The organism is Chloracidobacterium sp. (assembly GCA_016720705.1).
In the GTDB taxonomy this organism is placed as follows: domain Bacteria; phylum Acidobacteriota; class Blastocatellia; order Pyrinomonadales; family Pyrinomonadaceae; genus OLB17.
This window is the reverse complement of the sequence record JADKKB010000007.1, coordinates 1,264,387-1,285,064: the sequence shown is the minus strand read 5'-3', so window position 1 is coordinate 1,285,064 and position 20,678 is coordinate 1,264,387. Positions and strand designations below refer to the sequence as shown.

14 protein-coding genes are annotated in these 20,678 nt (G+C 54.0%); 6 read left to right on the top strand and 8 right to left on the bottom strand.

Features of this window, described 5'->3' with window-relative positions:
- Positions 1-122 precede the first annotated feature (122 nt).
- Both IPQ00_12970 and IPQ00_12965 read right to left on the bottom strand, forming a co-directional pair.
- Positions 123-890 (bottom strand): MBL fold metallo-hydrolase, encoded by a 768-nt coding sequence (locus tag IPQ00_12970; protein ID MBL0241472.1) that lies wholly within the window; start codon positions 888-890, stop codon positions 123-125.
- Positions 891-1,008: 118 nt separating this feature from the next.
- Positions 1,009-1,563 (bottom strand): DUF1844 domain-containing protein, encoded by a 555-nt coding sequence (locus tag IPQ00_12965; GenBank protein ID MBL0241471.1) that lies wholly within the window; start codon positions 1,561-1,563, stop codon positions 1,009-1,011.
- A gap of 108 nt (positions 1,564-1,671) precedes the next feature.
- Between IPQ00_12965 and mazG the strand changes: the two genes are divergently transcribed.
- On the top strand, positions 1,672-2,475 hold the full coding sequence (mazG, locus tag IPQ00_12960; protein MBL0241470.1) for a nucleoside triphosphate pyrophosphohydrolase: 804 nt from the start codon (positions 1,672-1,674) through the stop codon (positions 2,473-2,475).
- Position 2,476: 1 nt separating this feature from the next.
- On the opposite strand, the gene IPQ00_12955 is transcribed toward mazG, so the two are convergent.
- The 3 genes from IPQ00_12955 to serS all read right to left on the bottom strand — a co-directional run bounded on the left by IPQ00_12955 (position 2,477) and on the right by serS (position 4,474).
- The gene (locus IPQ00_12955) at positions 2,477-2,797 is read right to left on the bottom strand and encodes a type II toxin-antitoxin system PemK/MazF family toxin (GenBank protein ID MBL0241469.1); all 321 of its coding nucleotides are present in this window, start codon (positions 2,795-2,797) and stop codon (positions 2,477-2,479) included.
- Complete coding sequence (locus IPQ00_12950; GenBank protein ID MBL0241468.1) at positions 2,791-3,039, bottom strand: AbrB/MazE/SpoVT family DNA-binding domain-containing protein; 249 nt, start codon at positions 3,037-3,039, stop codon at positions 2,791-2,793. Before IPQ00_12950 ends, IPQ00_12955 begins: the two co-directional genes overlap by 7 nt.
- 145 nt (positions 3,040-3,184) lie before the next feature.
- Entirely contained in the window at positions 3,185-4,474 is a 1,290-nt protein-coding gene (gene serS, locus IPQ00_12945; protein ID MBL0241467.1) for a serine--tRNA ligase, read from the bottom strand.
- 147 nt (positions 4,475-4,621) lie between these two features.
- Here serS and galU point away from each other — a divergent pair, with 147 nt between their 5' ends.
- Positions 4,622-5,497, top strand: a complete 876-nt coding sequence (galU, locus tag IPQ00_12940) for a UTP--glucose-1-phosphate uridylyltransferase GalU (GenBank protein MBL0241466.1) — start codon at positions 4,622-4,624, stop codon at positions 5,495-5,497.
- Here the strand turns inward: galU and IPQ00_12935 are convergent.
- Positions 5,494-6,669 carry an MFS transporter gene (locus IPQ00_12935; GenBank protein ID MBL0241465.1) on the bottom strand — a complete coding sequence of 392 codons (1,176 nt, stop codon included), beginning with the start codon at positions 6,667-6,669 and terminating at the stop codon, positions 5,494-5,496. The genes galU and IPQ00_12935 overlap by 4 nt on opposite strands.
- Positions 6,670-6,857: 188 nt before the next feature.
- Between IPQ00_12935 and ribB the strand changes: the two genes are divergently transcribed.
- From ribB to IPQ00_12920, 3 genes are read left to right on the top strand one after another with little or no spacing between them, the layout of a single operon-like run.
- Positions 6,858-7,985, top strand: a complete 1,128-nt coding sequence (ribB, locus tag IPQ00_12930; GenBank protein ID MBL0241464.1) for a 3,4-dihydroxy-2-butanone-4-phosphate synthase — start codon at positions 6,858-6,860, stop codon at positions 7,983-7,985.
- 26 nt (positions 7,986-8,011) lie between these two features.
- Positions 8,012-13,132, top strand: coding sequence for a translocation/assembly module TamB domain-containing protein (locus IPQ00_12925; protein ID MBL0241463.1), 5,121 nt, complete (start codon positions 8,012-8,014; stop codon positions 13,130-13,132).
- Positions 13,133-13,149: 17 nt separating this feature from the next.
- A complete protein-coding gene (locus IPQ00_12920; protein MBL0241462.1) occupies positions 13,150-16,470 on the top strand; it encodes a BamA/TamA family outer membrane protein in 3,321 nt (1,106 codons plus the stop codon).
- Between the two features lie 7 nt (positions 16,471-16,477).
- Here IPQ00_12920 and IPQ00_12915 read toward each other — a convergent pair whose 3' ends face one another.
- Both IPQ00_12915 and IPQ00_12910 read right to left on the bottom strand, forming a co-directional pair.
- A complete protein-coding gene (locus IPQ00_12915; protein ID MBL0241461.1) occupies positions 16,478-18,964 on the bottom strand; it encodes a diguanylate cyclase in 2,487 nt (828 codons plus the stop codon).
- A gap of 332 nt (positions 18,965-19,296) precedes the next feature.
- Positions 19,297-19,509, bottom strand: coding sequence for a hypothetical protein (locus tag IPQ00_12910; GenBank protein ID MBL0241460.1), 213 nt, complete (start codon positions 19,507-19,509; stop codon positions 19,297-19,299).
- Positions 19,510-19,674: 165 nt separating this feature from the next.
- Between IPQ00_12910 and IPQ00_12905 the strand changes: the two genes are divergently transcribed.
- Positions 19,675-20,616, top strand: coding sequence for a ribokinase (locus tag IPQ00_12905; GenBank protein MBL0241459.1), 942 nt, complete (start codon positions 19,675-19,677; stop codon positions 20,614-20,616).
- The last annotated feature ends 62 nt before the right edge of the window (positions 20,617-20,678 follow it).

Here is a 20,678-nt window from a genome sequence, read left to right as displayed (position 1 = left end):
CGCGTTTTTACAACAATTAGCGCGCCTCGCCTCAAGTGGAGCGTTAGATAATCGGTGAGATTTTGATAACGCATTGTGGCGCAAGCATTTAAGCGGAAATCCACTTGTGGAAAACTAAAACCTCAATTACTTTCGACCACTAACTGGTCGTGGGCAAACCAGACATTGTCGGGCAGCATATGCTCGTCCCGAGCGTGAAGTACGTCGTGATTGAGATGTGTCAGATAGGCTCGCTTCGGTTTGAGTTCATCGATATAGCCGAGTGCCTCCTCCAAGCATAAATGAGTTTCGTGGGGCTTAAATCGGACGCAGTCCAGAACGAGAACATCCAGTCCGCGGAGGCCGTCCAGAGAGTCCGGCGGGATCGTCTTAAGGTCGGTCGCGTAAGCAAAATCATTGAACCGATACGCGATCACCGGCAGCCTGCCGTGTATCACCTCGAGCGGTGTGATCTCGATCTCGTCACCGATCATAAACGGTGCATTGTGTACGACCGTGTGCGGGATCAACTGCGGCAGTCCGCCGCCGAAGTGGGACGGCTTGAAAATGTATTGAAAGATCCGCCTCATATCGGTCCAGGCGATCTCATTGGCATAAACGCCCATCGCACCGTAGCGAAAGTTAAGCGGGCGAATATCATCAAGGCCAAACACGTGATCGACGTGACAATGTGTGATCAGCACGGCGTCCAGATGCCGGATCCCGGCGCGCAATGCCTGTTGGCGAAAATCGATCGACGTATCGACGAGGATCGACCGCCCCGCGTGTTCGATCAGGATCGATACTCGCAGTCGCTGGTCACGCGGGTCACTAGAAATACACGTAGCACAATCGCACCCGATCGAGGGAACGCCGGTCGATGTACCTGTACCGAGGAAGGTGAGTTTCATTTGTAATTTTCACCACAAAGGCACAGAGATACCAATACAATTATTGGGAGTGGAAACGATCACTAAAACCAAATTATCGTGAATGCCCCTGCGTCCTATTTGCCTACCGCGGTGAATCCTATTTCTTGCCAAGAATATCGGCGCCGGAGAATTTCTGCGCCGCCTGAGCTTTCAGCTTCTCTTCGGTCGCGCGAACGATCTGGACATATTGCATTCTGAGATCCGCCAAAAGACCCTCGAGCAGACGGTCTTCTTTGGGGTGTAGGTTTCCCTTAGTCTTGTCTCTGAGCATAGACAATACGTCGAGCCAATATTTGCCCGAATCGAGATCCAGGCTTCGTTGGCCGGTTACCGGATGCGGCATCGCCCCAAGCGCGGCGGCGGCGTTGGTTGCGAGCGTCGAGAGAAAATTAACAAAGCTCGCCGGGTCTTTCGCCCCCGGTATCTCGCCATCGTCATCCAATGCCGGTTCGTCATCGAGATACGCGTCCTCGTATTGGCCTAACGCAGGGTCAGCCGAAGTTTCCTGCTCAGCCGGCGGTGCCGGTGTTTCGACAACAGGCTTTGGCGGGTCGAGCGTGACGCCGTCTCTGAGTGAACCGTCGGAGTTAAACTTTCGCCGGTCAGCTACCTTAAAACTTACTTCTTCGTTGTTATCTTCCTTGCCGATCATATGTTTGAAATCCTTATTTAATATTAGCATTTTGCGTTTGAGTGTTGGAAGCGGTTCGGGGCAGTCGGGTCGCTTGACTCAAACGCCTCGCTTGACTCTAATTGTCCTATGTCCAAATCATTTGATGAACTCGTCGGTGTGATGGCTCGACTCCGTGCACCGGATGGTTGCCCTTGGGATCACGAGCAAACATATGCTTCGCTCGCTCAATATCTGCTCGAAGAAGCGTATGAGACATTTGACGCGATCCAGGAGGCCGACCAGACGGGCGACACCGCAAATCTGACAGAGGAACTAGGCGATCTGTTGCTCCAGGTGGTATTTCACGGCACGATCGGGGCCGAACGCGGTGATTTTACGATCGACGACGTTGCCGAGGGCGTTACGCAGAAACTGATCCTGCGCCATCCACACGTTTTCGGAGACGCCAATTTCGCAAGGGCCGAGGACGTTCTAGACAATTGGGATCAGCTCAAGGCTGACGAAAGGAAAGCATCCGGCAAGGTCGAGAAAGTGAGAGACTCGATCCTGGACGAGGTTCCGGTGCATTTTCCCGCATTGCTCGAGGGGCTCAAGCTTACAAAAAAGGCAGCCAAGGTCGGATTTGACTGGGAAAACGCGGGACAGATCTTCGACAAACTTAACGAAGAGACCGCCGAGCTAAAGGCCGCGATCGAGAGCGGCGACACCGCAAATGTCGAAGAAGAGGTCGGCGACCTGCTCTTCGTAATACAAAATCTTGCACGACACTTAGGCGTTGAGCCAGAGACGGCGCTAAAAAAGACCAATCGGAAATTCCGTTCCCGATTTAAGTATATCGAAGACGAACTTGGTAAAGAGGGGCGCTCGCTCGAGGACGCTAGCCTCGGCGAAATGGATGGACACTGGAACCGTTCGAAGACCGCCGTCTGATCTATTCGGCGAACATTTCTGTAAGACAATCGAGGATCGGCTTTCGAGCCGCAGATTCGAGGACGCCGACCTTTTTCACAAGACGGGCGTTGTCGACCGCCCGCAGTTGGTCGAGTACGACCGAGCGTTCGCTGTTTAGAAATGTGACCGGGATCCGCGTCGGGTACGGCGCGGTATTCGAGGACAGCGGGGCGACGATCACGTTTGCAATGTTGCTGTTCAGCTCATTCGGCGACACGACAACGCACGGCCGGGTATTTTTTGCGTCCCCGCAGATCTCGTCATCCAGATTGACCAAAAAAACGTCAAAGCGTTCTACCATTGCCACTCCTTTTTATCGAACTCGGTGGTCGATCTGCCGCCGATAAGTTCGTCATCCTCGTTCTCCGACATTGCCTTGAACCGAGCGTCCCAATTCGAACGCGGCTTCTGCGCATTTCGGATCAGGATGCCGTCGGGATGGAGTTCGAGGTCGACCTCACCAATGATCCGGCTTTCTTCAAGCAAAACTTTCGGAATGCGAATGCCCTGCGAATTACCGATCTGGATGATCTGGGTTTTCATAATTACATCGTAATTACACGACTGATATTGGTCAACCTCGGGAGATGCCCAAAGAAGGTTTTTGCCACCGTCGATCGCGGACGACGCGGAGCAGAATTTGCTAACTCACGTATTTTCTACCAAAGTCTATCCACGTTAGTCACGGCTAAATATTCTTGATCTCGCTCAGCCCGTTCATATACGGGCGAAGCACTTCGGGGATCAGGATCGAGCCATCTTCCTGCTGATAGTTTTCGACAACGGCGAGCCAGGTTCGTCCGACGGCGAGGCCACTGCCGTTGAGTGTATGGGCAAACTCGGGCTTTGCTCCGCCGCTGCGGCGAAAGCGCAGATTCATCCGGCGTGATTGAAAATCACCGCAGTTCGAGCAGCTTGAGATCTCGCGGTAGGTATTTTGGCCCGGCAGCCACACCTCAAGATCATAGGTCTTCTGCGCACCAAATCCCATATCGCCGGTCGAGAGTATGACCGTTCGGTAGGGCAATCCGAGCATCTGCAGTATGCGTTCGGCATCGGCGGTGAGTTTCTCGTGTTCGTCGGCCGAACTTTCGGGCAGGCAGATCTTCACGAGTTCGACCTTTTCGAACTGGTGCTGACGGATCAGTCCACGGGTGTCGCGGCCATAGCTACCTGCTTCGCTGCGAAAGCACATCGAGTATGCCGTGAAGTATTTCGGCAGGTCCGAAGCGTCGAGGATCTCGCCCGAATAGTAATTCGTTACCGGAACCTCGGCCGTAGGGATCAGCGAAAAACCTCGTTCGTCGTTGATGCTAAAAAGGTCCGCGTCAAATTTAGGTAGTTGTCCGGTACCGAATAGCGATGTCCGATTGACCAGATATGGCGGCAACGTCTCGGTATAGCCGTGTTCGGTCGTGTGGACGTCGAGCATAAAATTGATGAGTGCCCGCTCAAGCCTCGCTCCCGCGCCGTTCAGGATCGCAAATCGTGAGCCTGCGATCTTAGTAGCGCGTTCAAAATCGAGGATGCCGAGAGCCTCGCCGAGATCCACGTGATCCTTCGGTTCAAACTCAAAATTACGCGGTTCACCCCATTTGCGGGCCTCTATGTTAGCGGTTTCGTCCGCGCCGACCGGGACATCCGATGCCGGGATGTTGGGGAGGTTGATGAGGATATTCCTCATCGCGGCTTCGGCCGCATCGCGTTGCGATTCGAGCGCCGACTGCTTGTCCTTGAGGCCCGCGACCTCTGCCTTTTTCACCTCGGCAGCATCGCGGTCGCCGGACTGCATCAATGCACCGATCTCTTTACTCGCGGCGTTGCGCAATTGGTTTATGCCGTCTGATTCACCGATCACGCGGCGGCGCTCGATGTCGAGTGCGGCAAACTCGTTTAAGGTGTCAAGCGGGAAATTGCGGTTAGCAAGTGCGGCCTGGACGACGTCAAAATTTTCTCTAACAAAGTTAAGGTCCAGCATTTTTGATCTACTCTCGAATTGGCGGTAATTTTGACCGCATTTTTATTCGCCGGACACAACTCTGGATGTTTGTTTATCGGGCGTTTTTAACCTAAAATCTAAAGTTTGTCTTTATCTGAAAGACAACACGAATTTAGCAAAAGCGCTATGACAAACAAAGTTCGCAAAGCCGTTTTTCCCGCAGCCGGATTGGGTACAAGATTTCTGCCGGCGACCAAATCGTCGCCTAAGGAGATGCTGCCGCTCGTCGACAAACCGTTGATCCAATACTCGGTCGAGGAGGCTGTCGCCAGCGGTATCGAATCGATACTGATCATCACGGGCCGCGACAAGAGTGCGATCGAAAATCATTTTGATATTTCGTTCGAACTCGAAAAGCTGCTGCAGGACAAGGGCAAGAGCGAAATGTTTGAGCAGGTGCGGGCTATTTCGGACATCGCTAAGATAAGCTACACGCGGCAAAAGCAAGCCCTGGGCCTCGGGCACGCGATCTATCAGGCAAAGGATTTTGTCGGTCACGAACCGTTCGCCGCACTCTTAGCGGACGACATCGTCGATGCCGAACGACCCGCTCTGAGACAGATGATGGACGTCTTTGAAAAATATCAGGCGCCGGTTATTGCGACTATGCAGGTCAAGGGCGAGGCTATCTCTCGTTTTGGCGTGATCGATGCGGATGAGGTTGAGCCCGGCGTATATAAGATCAAGGATATGGTCGAAAAACCGGCCTTTGCCGACGCTCCGTCAGATCTTGCGATCATCGGCCGATATATCTTTACGCCGGATATTTTTGAAGCGATCGAGCAAACCGCTCCGGGTGCCGGCGGCGAGATACAAATCACCGATGCGATGCGTCTATTGCTCAGGTCAAGGCCGTTCTACGCCGTCAAACTCGACGGTACGCGTCACGATGCGGGCGACAAACTCGGATTTCTGATAGCGACAGTCGAGTATGCACTCAAGCGCGAGGATCTCGGCGGCGAGTTTCGCGAGTATCTTAAAGGTTTGAAACTGGACGATTAAGCCTCTACCCGGCGACGCATACCGATCACTGCCTGGACACCGATCAGCAACACAATACATCCGACGAGCACATACATTCCCGAACGCAGATCGCCTGTACGATCAGACACAAAACCGATCAACCAAGTCGAGGATGCTGCACCCAGAGTTCCGCAAATAAAAAGCGGCGTTGCCCGCCGTGAAGCTTCCGGCCCGAACGTTTTTGAAAATCTGGCGACGTTGGTGGGAAAGATCCAGGAAGTTCCAAATCCGGCGATCGCCGCCCCGATGCCAAGCGTCAGAACAGATACGGCCGTAACGGTCGTCATCATTCCGGCCAGCACGACAAAAAGACCGAGTAATAGCATCTTGTTTTCATTCAGAAAACGAAACATCAGTGGAGCGACGCCGCGGCCGATGACAAAAAGCAAAAAATATACGAGCGTCGGTGATACCCATTGGCCGATCTGCGTGCTATCGACCCTTTCGGTGTAGGTCGTCAACCATCCGCCCATTCCACTCTCAAAGCCGACGTGGATAAAATTGAAAAGTGCGATCACCCACGCCAACGGCAAAGACCAGATCGGCGTGCCGCTATCCTCGGCGCCGCTATTATCGGTGCCGGTTTCAATGATGCGTGTCGGCTGAAAATAAAGCATTGACGCCGCAATCAGCATAGGAACGCAAAGGATCAACGTTGTTGGCAGTATGTCGTTTCCACCACTCGATAGATCGACAAACGGCTTGCAGATGATTGCTCCGACGCCCCAGAAAAAGTTTAAGAAGCTCAATGCCGATGCGGTGTTCAGCGGACTGAGTTCGAGCACCGTCATATTGATCGCCGGCAGTGTGAGTCCGATCCCGACACCGTTCAAACCGAATGCGAAGAGCGATACGCCAAAGGAATCGACGTTCATCAAGAGCAGTCCGGCCGCCATCAAAACCGCTCCGATTATCGACGCTAATAGAAACTGATTCTTTCGAGCGTAGCGACTGGTCAGAAAGGTGCCCGCGAGCGACCCCGCAAACTGAGCCGGAAAATAAAAGCTCAATTGCAGATCGCTGAGCGAATAATGGCGGGCGAGGATCGGCAAAACTTGCCCGATCAGCACGGTAACTGTTCCCGAAATTAGGAAAAGTCCGTGGAGAATGAGTTTGAGCCTGGCTGAATTGTCCGGCAGAGGCGGCGCCATAAACTGTTATTTTGTCAGCATAATCAGCAAATACAAGTAACCAAAGCAGTTTCGTGGGTAGAGTGCGGCTCGAGCGGACAACTCCAAAATGCCGATATTGTTAGCAAAAAACGTCGCCATTCGTTAATATTTAGGTACTAATCAAGGATGATCGGCACAACCGGAAAGCACGGTCAGATCAGAAAATAATGTCCCTTTCATCAATCGAACAAGCCGTCGACGACATTCGCGACGGCAAGATGATCATCATCGTCGACGACGAAGACCGCGAGAACGAAGGCGATCTGGTCTGTGCCGCCGAAAAAGTGACGCCTGAGATCATCAATTTTATGGCGACTCACGGCCGCGGCCTCATCTGTCTGCCGCTGACCGAGGAGCGTTGCGATGAGCTGCAATTGATACCTCAAACATCAGATAACACCTCGAGTATGGGCACGGCATTTACGATCTCGATCGAGGCCCGCGAGGGCGTAACGACGGGCATCTCGGCCGCTGATCGTGCGACGACGATCCTCAAGGCTGTCGATCCCGCGTCGAAAGCCACGGACCTCGCCCGGCCCGGACACGTATTTCCGCTGAGGGCAAAACGCGGCGGCGTCCTCGTGCGTGTCGGCCAGACGGAGGCAAGTGTCGATGTCGCTAAGATCGCGGGATTGACGCCGGCGGCGGTCATCTGCGAGATAATGAATGAAGACGGGACGATGGCACGAATGCCGGAACTCGAAGTATTTGCGGCCAGGCACGAGCTAAAGATCATTTCCGTCGCCGACCTCGTCCGCTACCGCGTCCGGAAAGAGCGGTTAGTCAAACGCGTTGTCGAATCGGATCTGCCAAGTGAAAGCGGAGCTTGGCGGGCAATAGTTTACCAAAATCAGATAAACGGTGAAATGCACGTGGCATTTGTCCTCGGGGATGTTTCCGATACAACGGCTGAGACTCTTGTTCGCGTCCAAACAGAGAATATTACGTTCGCGATGTTCGGTGCGAACATCGGCGAGGCATCGACCGCGATCCGATCTTCGCTGAGCAAGATATCGGCGGCGGGCCGTGGCGTTATTCTATATCTCCGGCAGCGTGAAAATAATCTCGATCTCGTCAATCAGCTGCGGACATATAAATTGATGCAGGAGCAAGGCCTCGATTTTACGACCGCAAAGCAACAGACCGGATATGGCAAAACACACGATTACGGCATCGGCGCGCAGATATTGAGCGACCTCGGGCTCAAGCGGATCAAACTATTGACCAATCATCCGCCGCGTTTTTCGGCGATCGAGGCATTTGACCTCGAAATAATTGAGACCGTCGGCCTCTAACGAGACGCTTCCGAAGATACGATCGAATGGCAGACGATAAGATCGAAAACCAACCAAGCGAAAATACTGGCGACGACGGCAATGTCGCGCCCGTTCGCCGCTCGTTGTTTGGCCGCCGACGGGTGCTTGCGATATTCGGCGCCGCAGCTCTCGCTTTGGTTGTCGTTGGGATCACGATCTTTGTACTTTATCGAGTTGGAGTTTTTGACGGTTATATCAAGGGACAACTTACGTCAAAACTCGATCAGATCGGCATCGATTTTGAGCCGGAATCATTTCGCGTCACCGCGTCACCGATGACGCTTGAGATGCGAAATGCGACATTCAAGGACAAGGTCAGCGGTGAAAAGCTATTCTTTGTCCGCGATCTGCGGCTCGGAATGACGGTGCTGGATCTTTTGGCATGGCGTTTGACTCGCGACATCAGTCTCGAGTCATCAGACGTAAGCGGTGCCGAGGTGTGGGTCAAATTTGACGAAAACGGCCGCTCAAATTTTTCGAATCTGAAGTTTATCGAGGATGAGCGCGGCTCGTCCGTAAACTTTCGATACGATTCGGTCAAGGTCAACATAACGGACAGCGTTATCCACTTTGGTGACGCCTCGCGGCGGATCGCCGGCGACGCCAAGGATCTGACCGTGTCATTCGCCCCGGATGCGGCCTCGGCCGGTGCTGATGCCGAGAGCAAACGCTACAATTTCGATATTTTTGCAAAGGACTCTAACTTTGCTTACGAAGATCGGAGGATCCAGAATATCGATCTGCGGGCGATCGGTATTGCCGATCGGCACGGAGCCGAGATCAACGACCTTCGTGTAAATACGCCGGTCGGACAAGCGAGCTTGACTGGGATTATCCGCGACTGGGCAGACCCTAATTATGAACTGCAGATCGAATCGACACTGGACATAACGCAGATCTCAAATTTTGTTTCGCCCGGATCAGCTCTTCGCGGTGTCGGTAATTTTAAGGGTAAGGTTACCGGCCACGGCGAGGCATATCGCGTCGAGGGCAACGCCGATTCGCAGGCGATACGTGCCGGCGGCGTATATCTCCGGGCAGCCAATGTAGCCGCAACGGTCGAGGGCACTAACGCAAACTATACCGCAAACGGCACAGCCGTCGCAGAAATGCTCACGTTTGAGGACTTTCAGGTCGATTTTCCAAAACTGACGGGGAATGTGCGGGGCACCGGCACTGATTTTCGTTGGGTTGGCGAACTGCAGGCGATCGCCGCCAAATCGCCGACATTATCGCTCGGCGGACTCTTTCTATCGGACGCAATGGCCGAGTACAAAGACCGTCAGTTTAGGGCAGAGGTCGGAAATGGCCGGGCGCAGAGATTTTCGATCGGCGACACCGAACTATTGGATCTGAGAGCGAGACAGCTCAAACTTAAGCTCATCGATGGTGGCGTCGATATCTCTTCGCCCAACGTCGCTGCCAAGTCCTACGTGACCGAGGATTATCGCCTTAATGGAGTAACCTCCAGCGGCGTTGAAGTCAAAAGCGTTACCGGACGCACCCAGGTCGAGGTCAACGGCGTCAGATCCGAGACGGCCGAAACCAAAGCAGCGAAACTCAAGAACGTCTCCGCCGACCGGCTTAGTATCGACGTTCGAAAGGGCAATGTCGGCCTCACGGCGACTGATCTGAAAGCCTCACGGATCGACGCAAGTGGCACGATCGTCGAAGGCATCGAAACGCCGCTCGCCACGCTTGAGGACACTGCCGCGGGCACCGTCATCTACTCCGACAAACTGAGAGTCGCTCGGCTCGAGACCGACTCCGCCGTGCTCGGCAGCCTCAATATCGCGGGTGTCCGTCTGACGATCCGTAACGGTACGCTCGAGGGCCGATCGGGCGATGTCGATGCCGGCAATATCAGCTTGAAGAAGACAAAAAGCCTGTCCGATGGCGGCGAGCTTAATGCTGTAAAGATCAACCGCCCCGTATTCATACTCGAGAGATCAGGACGATATCGAGCCACGGCCGATATGAGCATCGGCGGCGGTATGGTCGGTTCGGTTGCTCTCGGGTCGGCGACGGCAAAGGTCGATATCAACAACGACCGAGCACTGCTCGACCAACTAAATGCCCGAGTGATGAACGGTGATGTCGTCGGAAATGTGACTGTCGCTCTAAATTCGCGAACGCAATCTCGGGTAGACGCAGTCTTTAGCTCACTCGATCTATCAAAGCTCGCGGCACTGCAGAGCGGTCGTGTCATCCCGATCGAGGGCAGTACGAACGGCTCGGTCGCTCTGACATTTGACGGCACCGATATCAGTACCGCATCGGGTAAGGTTGACGCATCGATCACCGCCAACGCCGGCACTGCCGAACGCGGTATGGTGCCGGTCAATGGCGTCGTCGAACTTACGGCACTCAGAGGACTTTTCGATATTTCAAAGGCGCGTTTGTTTACGGACAAGAGCGAACTGACTGCGACCGGCCGATTTGACCTGAGAGCAGAAGAGTCCAACCTTGCTCTGCAGGTCAACTCAAGCGATGCCGCCGAGATCAAACGGCTTTTCGAAGTCACGGGTGCGGCGCCGGATGTCGAACAGGAATTGAATGATCTCGAGGTGGACGTCGCCGGACGTATGAGTTTTGAGGGTAGATTGACGGGCAATCTATACTCGCCTGACGTTGACGGCAAGGCATCGATCGAGCTTGTGTCGATGCGCGGACGGCAACTGGGCCGCCTGTCGGCCGATATTGCTGTCAGTGAAGATGTTTTCAGGTTGAACAATGGAAAGCTGGCTGAGTCGGGCGGCGGTACGGCGGATTTTTCGCTGATCGTTCCGTTTGGCACGGCCAACAGCGTCGAGATATTGGCTAAACTAAACGGCATCAATACCGGTAATCTGCTTGCCGCACTTCCCATCACGCTGCCGGAACGATTCCGGGATCTAAATGGCACAACCTCCGGAATGGTCGATATCAAGGGACTTCCGGATAAGGCCGAGGGCAGCATCGACCTGGCGTCTAAGAACGGCGTGGTTGCCGGCCAGAATTTTGACGACCTCAAGGCAAAGGCGGTCTTTCGCGGGACGCAGATCGATCTTGAGACCGGCGAGATACGCGTCGGAAACGGTTCGCTTACGGCAAAGGGAATGTATGACCGCCAGTCGAAGGATTTTGATCTCGATCTGGTCGGCCGCGAGATACCGCTACAACTGCTGCTCGCAGCATTACCCAAAAATGACAATATACCGTCCATCACAGGTGCTGTTGACCTAGCCGGCAAAGCATTGGGCAAGAGTGATACGCCGTCGAGTTACAAGATCGAACTGACCGGCGGCGCTCGCGGGGTCAATATTGGCGACAGTCCATTTGGCGATGTTTTGATCAACGCAAAGACGGAGAACGCAGTGCTGACCGCCTCCCTGATGGCAAATCTCGAAGGTCGCCAGCAGGTCATAGACGCGTCGGTGAGGTTTGATCGGGACGAGTTGCCATTCAGCGTATCGACAGTCTTCGATCAGAGTCCGCTGGCTCCATATCTGGCGTTTGTACCGCAATTGAAGGGCGTTCCGATCACCGGGACCGGGACTGGACGGATCGAGTTTGGCGGCAATCTGCGCGAGCAAAATGACAAGGGCGAGTTTGTCTATACCGGTTCTCGTCTGAGCGGAACTGCTGCATTTACGCAACTCGCAATGACGGTGCAAGAAAATCCGCTGGCCGCCGTAGAACCGATAATGATCCGGTTCAACACCCGCGAGGTCGTCTTCGAGAACGCAAAGTTTGCCGGCGGCGGTTCAAATATGACGATCAGCGGCCACAAGGCTCTGATCGACACGGGCGTAAACGATCTATCGGTGGATGGCCGGATCAATCTGACGTTGCTGAATCTCGCTACCACCGATATCTTTTTTGCCGGATTTGCGGATGTTGCCGTCAGGTACTCGGGCCCAAATCAAACTGCCCGACTGTCCGGAACAGCACAGACCGAGAATGCGGCGATCGCGACCTTTATCGGTTCGGACCGGCTGACATTTGACCGCGTAAAAACGCGGGTTATATTTACTTCAAATCAGGCTGAGATCGAATCCGCATCAGGTTATCTGGGCGGCGGCAAATTTTCCGGTACGGGCGGAGCGGTTCTTAGTGGATTGTCGGTCAAGGCATTTCGCGTCAACGTAAACGGCGACAGTGTCACCGTTCCGATCCCCAATGACTTTTTAACGACCGGCGACGCTAGGCTTGAGATCACCGGTATTCGGCGAACGGACAAGGAAAACCTTCAGATCACGATCGGTGGCCGTGTTTTCGCTAAGCGCAGCCTTTACTCACAGGATATCGATCTCGCCAATGTCGTCGGGGCACGCCGCGATACATCTCTGTCGACCGGGCCGTCGACCGTTTCGGCGCCGCGGTTTGACCTCATAATTGAGGGCCGCGACGCACTCATCGTCCGCAACAACATCGCCGATCTTACGGCTTCGGTCTCGCTTGCATTAACGGGCGATGCCAACAATCCACAGTTGTCGGGCCGGATCACCGCCAATAGCGGGACCCTGTTTTACCGCAAAGATCGGTACGACGTCCAACGGGGAGTTTTGGAGTTTCCGCCAAATACAGAGATCGATCCGATAATAAATCTACAGGCTGAGACCGAGATCGGCGGCTATCAGATATTTGTCAATCTGGCAGGACCGCTGAACGATACCGAGTTGCTGACGGCGACGCTGAGGTCGAGTCCGGCGCTCCCGCAGGCGGATGTGGTGTCGCTGATCACGACCGGTGCTCTGAGCAATACGGCCGGCGGCATTCCGACTCTAGCTCAGACCGGTATCAATACCGCGGCGGAGATACTAACGGATTCGATCATAAATAATCCAGCCCGCCGAGCGACCGACAAGCTATTTGGGCTCAACGTTTTTGAGATCGACCCGATCATCTCGGGGCAGCAACTAGATCCTTCGGCTCGCCTGACCGTCGGAAGGCAGATCAATAACAACTTGCGGGTCACGTACTCGACCAACTTATCGCAGGATCAAAATCAGGTTTTGGCGCTTGAGTACCGCGTCTCTAATAAGCTCTCGTTCGTCGCGCAGTATGAACAGCGTTCGCTCAGTAATGTTACTCGCACGCGCGACAACTTTAGTTTTGAAATACGGTTTAGAAAGAGATTTTAAAGTTCGATAAGCGAAATTTGACTGATATCGCCATAGTCATCAACAAAAGGAACAATAGCCGCGGGTGCGGCCGCACGCTAGGACTGTTTGTATTTTTGATGATCGTGTTCGCCTTGCTAACGCAAGCGACATCCGCTCAGTCAAAATATGAAAAGCGTCTTATCGAAAAGGTCGATGTCATCGTCGATGGCGGCGAACCGAATCTGCCCGCCGCTGAACCGTTTCGGGTGATAGTAAAAGACCGCATCGGTGCATTGTACTCGGCGACCCACATCCACGATACGATCGAGGCGCTGTATCGGACTGACAAGATCGCCGAGGTCAAGGTCACGGCATCGTTGAATGGGCTCAACGGCGTCGACCTGAGATTTGCGATCAGGCGCAAGCGGCAGGCTGACAAGGTGTCGATCATTTTGGGAGATTTTTCGGACAAGGCTATCACTGAGCAGGAATTGCTGTTCAAACTCGACTTGCTGGCTCCGGGTTCGACGATCACTGAGCAGACGCTTCGCAACAATGCCGACCAGATACTGGACTATCTTCGCGAACGCGGTTATTACCGATCCGAAGTAACCTACGTTCAGACGCCTCTGCAGAGTGATAATTCGGTCGCCGTCGTCTTTACGGTCGTGCCGGGCGAACAGGCAAAGGTCGGGGAACTGAAGATCGACATAGCCGGACTTGACCGTCTGATCCCACCAAAAACGGTCAAATTGGTAAAGGGAACGCCCTTTTCCCGCGAGGCACTCGCTCGTGATATTGACGGTCTGCGTGCGTTTTTGAGAAAACAAGACCTGACCGCACCGGAACTCGATGATCCGCGGGTCAGCTATGACAGTGACAGCAACACGATCGCGATCAGTATTCAAGGAAAGGTCGGACCGATCGTCAAGATCGTCGTCGAATCGGACGCCGGCAAGGTCAGCGACTCGACATTGGACCGCATCTTGCCGCTAAAGCGCGAGGGGACACTGGACTACGCCGCGATCGTCGAGGGCGAACGCAGGCTCGAAAACTACTTTCAGGAAAAGGGCTATTTTTTTGCGAACGTCCGGCCAATCTGTAGCGTCGAACCCCAACTCCCTGGAGACGGCGTTGACGCGATGCCCAACGATACTGAGTTGCTGTGCTCAAATCTCGGCACGTCGGATCTGAAAGACCGAACCGTGACGATCAGATATCAGGTCAAGGCCAGTCGTAAATTGCGGCTTCAGAGTTTGCGGATCAAGGGTACGGACCGCTTGCCAATCGAAGAGATCCGGACGGTGCTCGAGTCACAGGAAGCAAATCTGTTGGGTATCATCCCACTTTTTGGCTATGGCCGCGGCTTTACGAGCCTAAGCATCCTCGAGCGCGATGCCGCTACGATCCGTTCTCTCCTAAATGAACTCGGATACCGTGACGCACAGGTTCGCGTGGTTCAGGGTGTTTCGCCGAACGGCGAAGACCTCATTATCACCTTTCAGGTCGAGGACGGGCCGCCGTCGATAGTCGAGGACGTAACCGTTACGGGCAACAAGGCATTTGCCGACGATCTGCTGATGGCAAAAGTCTCCCAGTTGAAGGGTCGCGAGTACTCGCGTGCGAGGATCAGAAACGCGGTCAGAACGCTTGCCGAATTTTACTCGAAAGAGGGATATTTCGACGCCCGCGTGAGTTCATCTGTCATCGAAGGCGAACTTGTCGACGGGAGCGACAAGCGAACACTAAAGGTCGAATTCAAGGTCGAGGGAGAAGGCCGGCGGGTGGTCATCAACCGCGTGCTGATCACCGGCAATGACGCCACCAAGCCCAAGGCGATCCGCCGAGCCTCAAACCTCAAGCCGGGCGAATTTCTCAGGGCTCAGGACATATACGGCACCGAACAAAATCTCTACGGCACCGACGCATTTGACCGTGTCGAGGTCAAGACTCAGCCTGCCGGCGACACCACCGCCGGCGAACGGGCGGCCGACGTGATCATAAATGTCAACGAGCAGAAACCGCGATTGCTGACGTACGGCGGCGGTTTCTCGACCGACCTCGGGGCCAACGGCTTTTTTGATCTTCGCCACGTTAATCTATTTGGCAACCTGTGGCAGGGCGGCGCACGGATGCGTTGGAGTCAGCGGCAGCAATTGGTACAGTTCGATTTCATCGATCCACGCTTTATGAAAGACGGTGAGAACCGATTTTCACCGCTGACCTTTTCAGCCCAATACCAACGCGACTCGACCGTCACGCGATTCTTCCGGTCAGCCTTCGATAAGGGCACATTTGGCGTCGTCCAGCGTATCGATGCCACCGGTAACCCGATCGACACATTTGGCAATCCGACCGGTAGCCCAACCATCAACCGCCTGTCGGTCTCGGCAGAAACGAGTCGGACGCTGAGCCGTAAAAATCGAAGCATTATTTTCGGCAGATACCGGTTTGAGAATGTTCGTCTATCTAATATCGAAAGCCTTCTGATCAAAGACTTGCTGACGCCGGATGCACGTGTGCGAATATCGGGCTTTGGATTTACATATGTCCGCGATACACGCGAGAATTGCTCGGTCAGGTTCGGTCTGCTCGAGTTGATCGCGAAGGGCGAGCCCGGCGACAAGTGCCGATACAATGCCAGCGATCCGACCCGCGGAAGCTATATCACGGCTGAGTATAATGTCTCGATCCCGCAACTCGGCGCAAATATCGGTTTTCATAAATTTCAGGCGAGCTATAACTTTTATTACACATTTCCGAAATTCAAAAACATGACTATTGCCGGCCGTGCGATCCTCGGCCTAGCAACTGTATTCTCCGCCGCGAACCGCTTTAACAATGTGCAGTTCCCCGATCTTAACAATATTCTGCCGGTCAGCGAACGTTTTTTTGCGGGCGGATCAAATACCTTAAGAGGTTTTGATTTTGAAGAGGCCGGGCCCCGGATCGTGATCGAACCGCAGGGAACATTCTTAAATTCGGCCGGAAACAGCGTCTATCTGGCGCCTTTCACGGTTCCCTTTGGCGGCAATGCGATGGCGGTAATAAACCTCGAGGCGCGAGTGCCGATCTCTAAGTCGATCAGGGTCGTGCCTTTTTATGACGGCGGCAACGTATTTAGGCGTATCGGCGATATTTTTAATCCGCCGGATGTGCCGGCAAACGATGTCTTCCGGCAAAATCTGCGAGCCTTATGGACGCATACCGCCGGGATCGGGCTACGGCTAAAGACCCCGATCGGCGGCGAGTTTGGCGTCGATTACGGTCGGTTGCTCAATCCACCGCGATTTCTGATACCGCAAACCGTCGGTCCCAACGCAATATACCAACTGCGTCAGGACCAGATACACTTTCGCTTTTCGCAAGCTTTCTAAACTATTTTTAATTTATCGCAGTCGAAATGACGTGAGATTCGTCGAGTTCGACGATGAAGCTTTCGCCGGACGGACCATCTAACAGCGGGTTGCGGGTGTTTGGTTCAGTGTCAAGAGCATCTGACAGGGCGAACTGACTGTGTCGATCAAGGCCGAACTTACTATTCTTACGCGCCGCTTTTTGACGGTACATCGCCTTGTCTGCCGCGATGATCACTGCGTCAAATGCACCGCCATTTGTCGGATAACCGGCCGATCCAAGACTGATGCCGACCGTTGCAAACAGGCCCTCGCTGACCGGTAGCTTGAACGAATTGACGGCCGCCTCGATCCTGTGGCACAGGTCGTTGACATCGCAGTATTCGGCATCAGGTATAAGGGCGACAAACTCATCACCGCCGTATCTGGCTAAAAAATCGTAGTCGCGAAGCTGAGCCTGAATGACCGCACCCACCTCACGGAGCATCTCGTCACCGGTGATGTGTCCGAAATTGTCATTGACCGCCTTAAAGCCGTCGAGGTCCATAACCAAGACCTGAAAGGTATTCCCCGAACGGCTCGAACGGCCGACTTCTTTTTCAAATTGAAGCTGCAGGCTGCGCGCATTGGGCAAGCCGGTCATCGGGTCGGTCAGCGCGTTGGCCTTTGCCTCGGCGTGGTCCTGTGATTTTCCTATCGCCTCGGCTGCGATCCGCGACACGGTCTCGAGCACTCGTAGGTGTTCGTCATCATACTCCTCCAGATCGTTCGAATAGATCGACACGGCACCGACGAGCTCACCATCAGCGATCAGCGGCAGAGCGGCCATCGTCGAATACTGTTGGATCAATTCGAGATGTGAGATCGAAAAATCAAGGTCCGGATTTACGTTTTTGACCATTTGACGGCGTTTAAGTGCCATACCGGTCGCGCCTTTGCCCACCTTGATATGCTTGTCCGAAAGAAATTCTGCATTCTCGCCCGCGACGTGCGCCGCGGTTGCGGAGCGCTTTGTTGTGTCGAGCAGATATACAACGCACGTGTCGAACGGGACGAGTTGTCGAATACGATCCGAAAATAGGGTGAGCATTTCACCCAGATTGGCCGAGGAACTGAATTCGCGAGCCATCTCGTAAAGCGTGAAAACCTCCTTGTTGGCCAACTTGATCTGTTCGAGATAGCCTTTCGATTCGTGCGCAACCGCATCTTCCGATCGTTTCGATTCAGACTTGTACGCCAGTCCCAGAGCATCAAGTTCGGCCTCAAAGCCAGCGAGCCGTTTCAAAAAAACGCTTACAATATTCGGGTCAAACTTTATTCCGGCACCTTGCTGTAATATTTCCCGGGCCTCGTCAGCCGACTTCGCATCGCGGAATGATTGATCACTGCGGAGCGAGTCATATGTATCGGCAACGGCCAGTATGCGGGCAGTTTTTGGAATGCTCTCGCCGATCAGGCCATCCGGATAGCCCGACCCGTCCCAGCGTTCGTGGTGATGGCGTACGGTCGGCACGACGGGATAATTAAAGCCGACGTTTTCCAAAATAGACGCACCGACGAGCGAATGGACCTTGGTTTTTTCGAGTTCGGCGGCGGTCAATGGTCCGGGTTTACTCAAGATATGGTCCGGCACGGCTAACTTTCCAATATCGTGCAGCAGGGCACCCGATCGAAGTGCATCGATCGCGTTTTCGCCGAGTCCCAATGCTTTGCCAAGCCCGACGGCATATATCTGGGTCCGGCGGACATGTCCGCTACCTATCCGGTCTCGAGCGTCGATCGCGGTGGCCAGAGCCTCGACCGTTGCGAGTTGGATGCGGCTTGCTTCCAATATCTGCGAGGTCTTTTGGGCGAGGCTATTGAGATGCACGCGGTATGAAAGTACCGCCAGTATCGAACACGGCAGTGCCACAAAGCCAAATGCCAGCCCAAAATATGAAAACAATTCGACAAGCGTGACGGAAAGCACAAATACCGGAATTACCTCGATAGCCCGCCGCCGTATGTCGTTTTCGGCGGGGTGACGAAGAGAGCTGTCGAGGTCAGACATTGCAGTGATCGGCCCAAAAGCATATCGTGCGATCGCGATAACCAGGGTCATCAGTATCGCACCCACTATGATCGTGTCCTGATTCCCGACCGTGTACAGATGCTCTTCGCGATAAAGGTCGATACCGTAGACATAATAATATGACGTTCCGGCGGCGACCGCCGCAAGCGTTCCGGACGCCGCAGCAAGTTTGCCACGAAGCGTGAATTTACCGTCGCGCATGGCTCTGGCGATCGAAGCGGCGGCGCCGAGCAGGACGCCGCCGCTTACCCCAAGCCAAAATACGCCCCAGATCACAATGATGTCACCCAATGCGATCTCGATGGACGTTTTTGGCAGCCGCAACTCATACTTTGAAGCGATCAATGTTACAAAGATGGCGGACAGCAAAACGACGATCTTCTGACCCGAAAACTGTGAAATGTAACACACTGACGCACCGACGGCAGCAATTGCGAGTGACATAGTCACGAGCCACATTACTCTCTAGATTGGGTTTAGCTTTTTTAGATCAGAAAATCTCATGACGTTTCGCTGCGGGCCGCTTGAAAGGGGGGAGGTTCAAGCAGATCAACATATCTTCCGCAAATGAGGTAAGCGGTCGACACACCTCGGCTAACTTATATTCAAGTACCGTGCCAATCGCGGAACTCAAGCGTAAACACCGGTATTATTGGGTTTTGTGAAAACTGTTAGGGTGTGGGCAGGTCAAACGGTCGTTCTATCTGACCGCAATTTGAGCGGGAAATCGGTCATCTTGACCGAGGCGGAAATCGTGCGGATCGATGGCCGCAGGATCAATAATGATCGTCGTCGTACCCGTATTCCGAAAAATCATCGGACCGCTTAGAGTCGCCGTCCTCATCGGTCTGGAGGTCAAGTTCGATGGGATCCAGGCCGACCACGATCAGTTTGGCGCCGCATTCGTCACACGAAACAACGTCACCCTGTTCGCATTCTGCGTCAACGTAAACGTCTTCGCTACATTCTGGACAGTTCGAGGTAGGCATCTTGAGTATCTCCGAAAAATAAATAGTCTTTGTGGAATAGTGGTCGAATATCAAACTAAGTTGATATCCTTTAATAAATCTATCCTGTCAGGTGTAAACTTGGCAAGAATCGAAAGGGAAAAATAAGTAGATCTTTATTTCCTGCCTTTGGGGTCAGCCACAATTATGAATTTTCCATTCGAACTGCGAACCGATACCGAACTCGACTGCGTCGGATTTGGAACAAATGCCGTTGATTTTCTAATAAGGGTTCCCGAATATCCGGCATACGATTCTAAGGTCGAACTGACCGAATACGTCCGTGCCGCCGGCGGCGAAGTCGCGACGACGATGGCCGGACTGTCCCGTCTCGGACTCTCGACCGTTTACGTGGGCCGCTTCGGCGCAGATGATGCCGGTACCCTCGGTTGGTCGTCGTTGACCGACGATGGCGTGGATATGCGATTTGCCGAACGTATCGCCGAAGCGAAAACTCAGATCGCCTTCATCATCATCGATGAGCGAACCGGCGAACGCACCGTCATTTGGCAGCGTGACGCCCGCCTCGCATATTCCGCCGCCGATGCACCGATGGAAACCGCCGCAATGGCCAGAGTGCTGCACTTTACTCCGCACGATACGGCGGCGTGCCTTCGTATGGCAAAGGCCGCACGTGCCGAGGGTACGGTAGTTTCGATAGACATCGATAATATTTTTGACGGTGTCGAGGACGTTTTGTCCAATGTCGATATCCTTATTTCTTCGGCGGAGTTTCCGGCGCGGTTTCTCGGCATTAGCGATCCGCGGGCTGCGATCATCGAGATGCAGTCACGATTTGGTTGCCGGGTTGCGGGCGTTACACTTGGCGCAAGCGGTTCGCTGATACGGTGCGGTGACCGCTTTGTTGAAACCGAAGGCTTTTGCGTACCAGGCGGGTGTCAGGACACGACCGGTGCCGGCGACGCATTTCGAGTCGGTTTGCTCTATGGACTGCTCTCGGGAGCCGACGTCGAAGGATCTGCCCTTATGGCAAATGCCGTCGCGGCCCTTAAATGTCGGTCGCTCGGAGCCCGGACGGCACTGCCTACGGCCACTGAACTTGCCGAATTCCTACAAAAAAATGTATAGACATTAAACAATGTTTATACTAAACTCGTAGTACGGGAATCCTTTATCCCGTACTGTCTCTT

What these genes read in the sequence shown, in the direction of transcription:
- serS (MBL0241467.1), bottom strand. Translation starts at nt 4,474, where the DNA reads ATGCTGGACCTTAACTTTGTTAGAGAAAATTTTGACGTCGTCCAGGCC.
- ribB (MBL0241464.1), top strand. Translation starts at nt 6,858, where the DNA reads ATGTCCCTTTCATCAATCGAACAAGCCGTCGACGACATTCGCGACGGC.
- mazG (MBL0241470.1), top strand. Translation starts at nt 1,672, where the DNA reads ATGTCCAAATCATTTGATGAACTCGTCGGTGTGATGGCTCGACTCCGT.
- IPQ00_12915 (MBL0241461.1), bottom strand. Translation starts at nt 18,964, where the DNA reads ATGTCACTCGCAATTGCTGCCGTCGGTGCGTCAGTGTGTTACATTTCA.
- IPQ00_12970 (MBL0241472.1), bottom strand. Translation starts at nt 890, where the DNA reads ATGAAACTCACCTTCCTCGGTACAGGTACATCGACCGGCGTTCCCTCG.
- galU (MBL0241466.1), top strand. Translation starts at nt 4,622, where the DNA reads ATGACAAACAAAGTTCGCAAAGCCGTTTTTCCCGCAGCCGGATTGGGT.
- IPQ00_12935 (MBL0241465.1), bottom strand. Translation starts at nt 6,669, where the DNA reads ATGGCGCCGCCTCTGCCGGACAATTCAGCCAGGCTCAAACTCATTCTC.
- IPQ00_12965 (MBL0241471.1), bottom strand. Translation starts at nt 1,563, where the DNA reads ATGATCGGCAAGGAAGATAACAACGAAGAAGTAAGTTTTAAGGTAGCT.
- IPQ00_12950 (MBL0241468.1), bottom strand. Translation starts at nt 3,039, where the DNA reads ATGAAAACCCAGATCATCCAGATCGGTAATTCGCAGGGCATTCGCATT.
- IPQ00_12925 (MBL0241463.1), top strand. Translation starts at nt 8,012, where the DNA reads ATGGCAGACGATAAGATCGAAAACCAACCAAGCGAAAATACTGGCGAC.
- IPQ00_12905 (MBL0241459.1), top strand. Translation starts at nt 19,675, where the DNA reads ATGAATTTTCCATTCGAACTGCGAACCGATACCGAACTCGACTGCGTC.
- IPQ00_12910 (MBL0241460.1), bottom strand. Translation starts at nt 19,509, where the DNA reads ATGCCTACCTCGAACTGTCCAGAATGTAGCGAAGACGTTTACGTTGAC.
- IPQ00_12955 (MBL0241469.1), bottom strand. Translation starts at nt 2,797, where the DNA reads ATGGTAGAACGCTTTGACGTTTTTTTGGTCAATCTGGATGACGAGATC.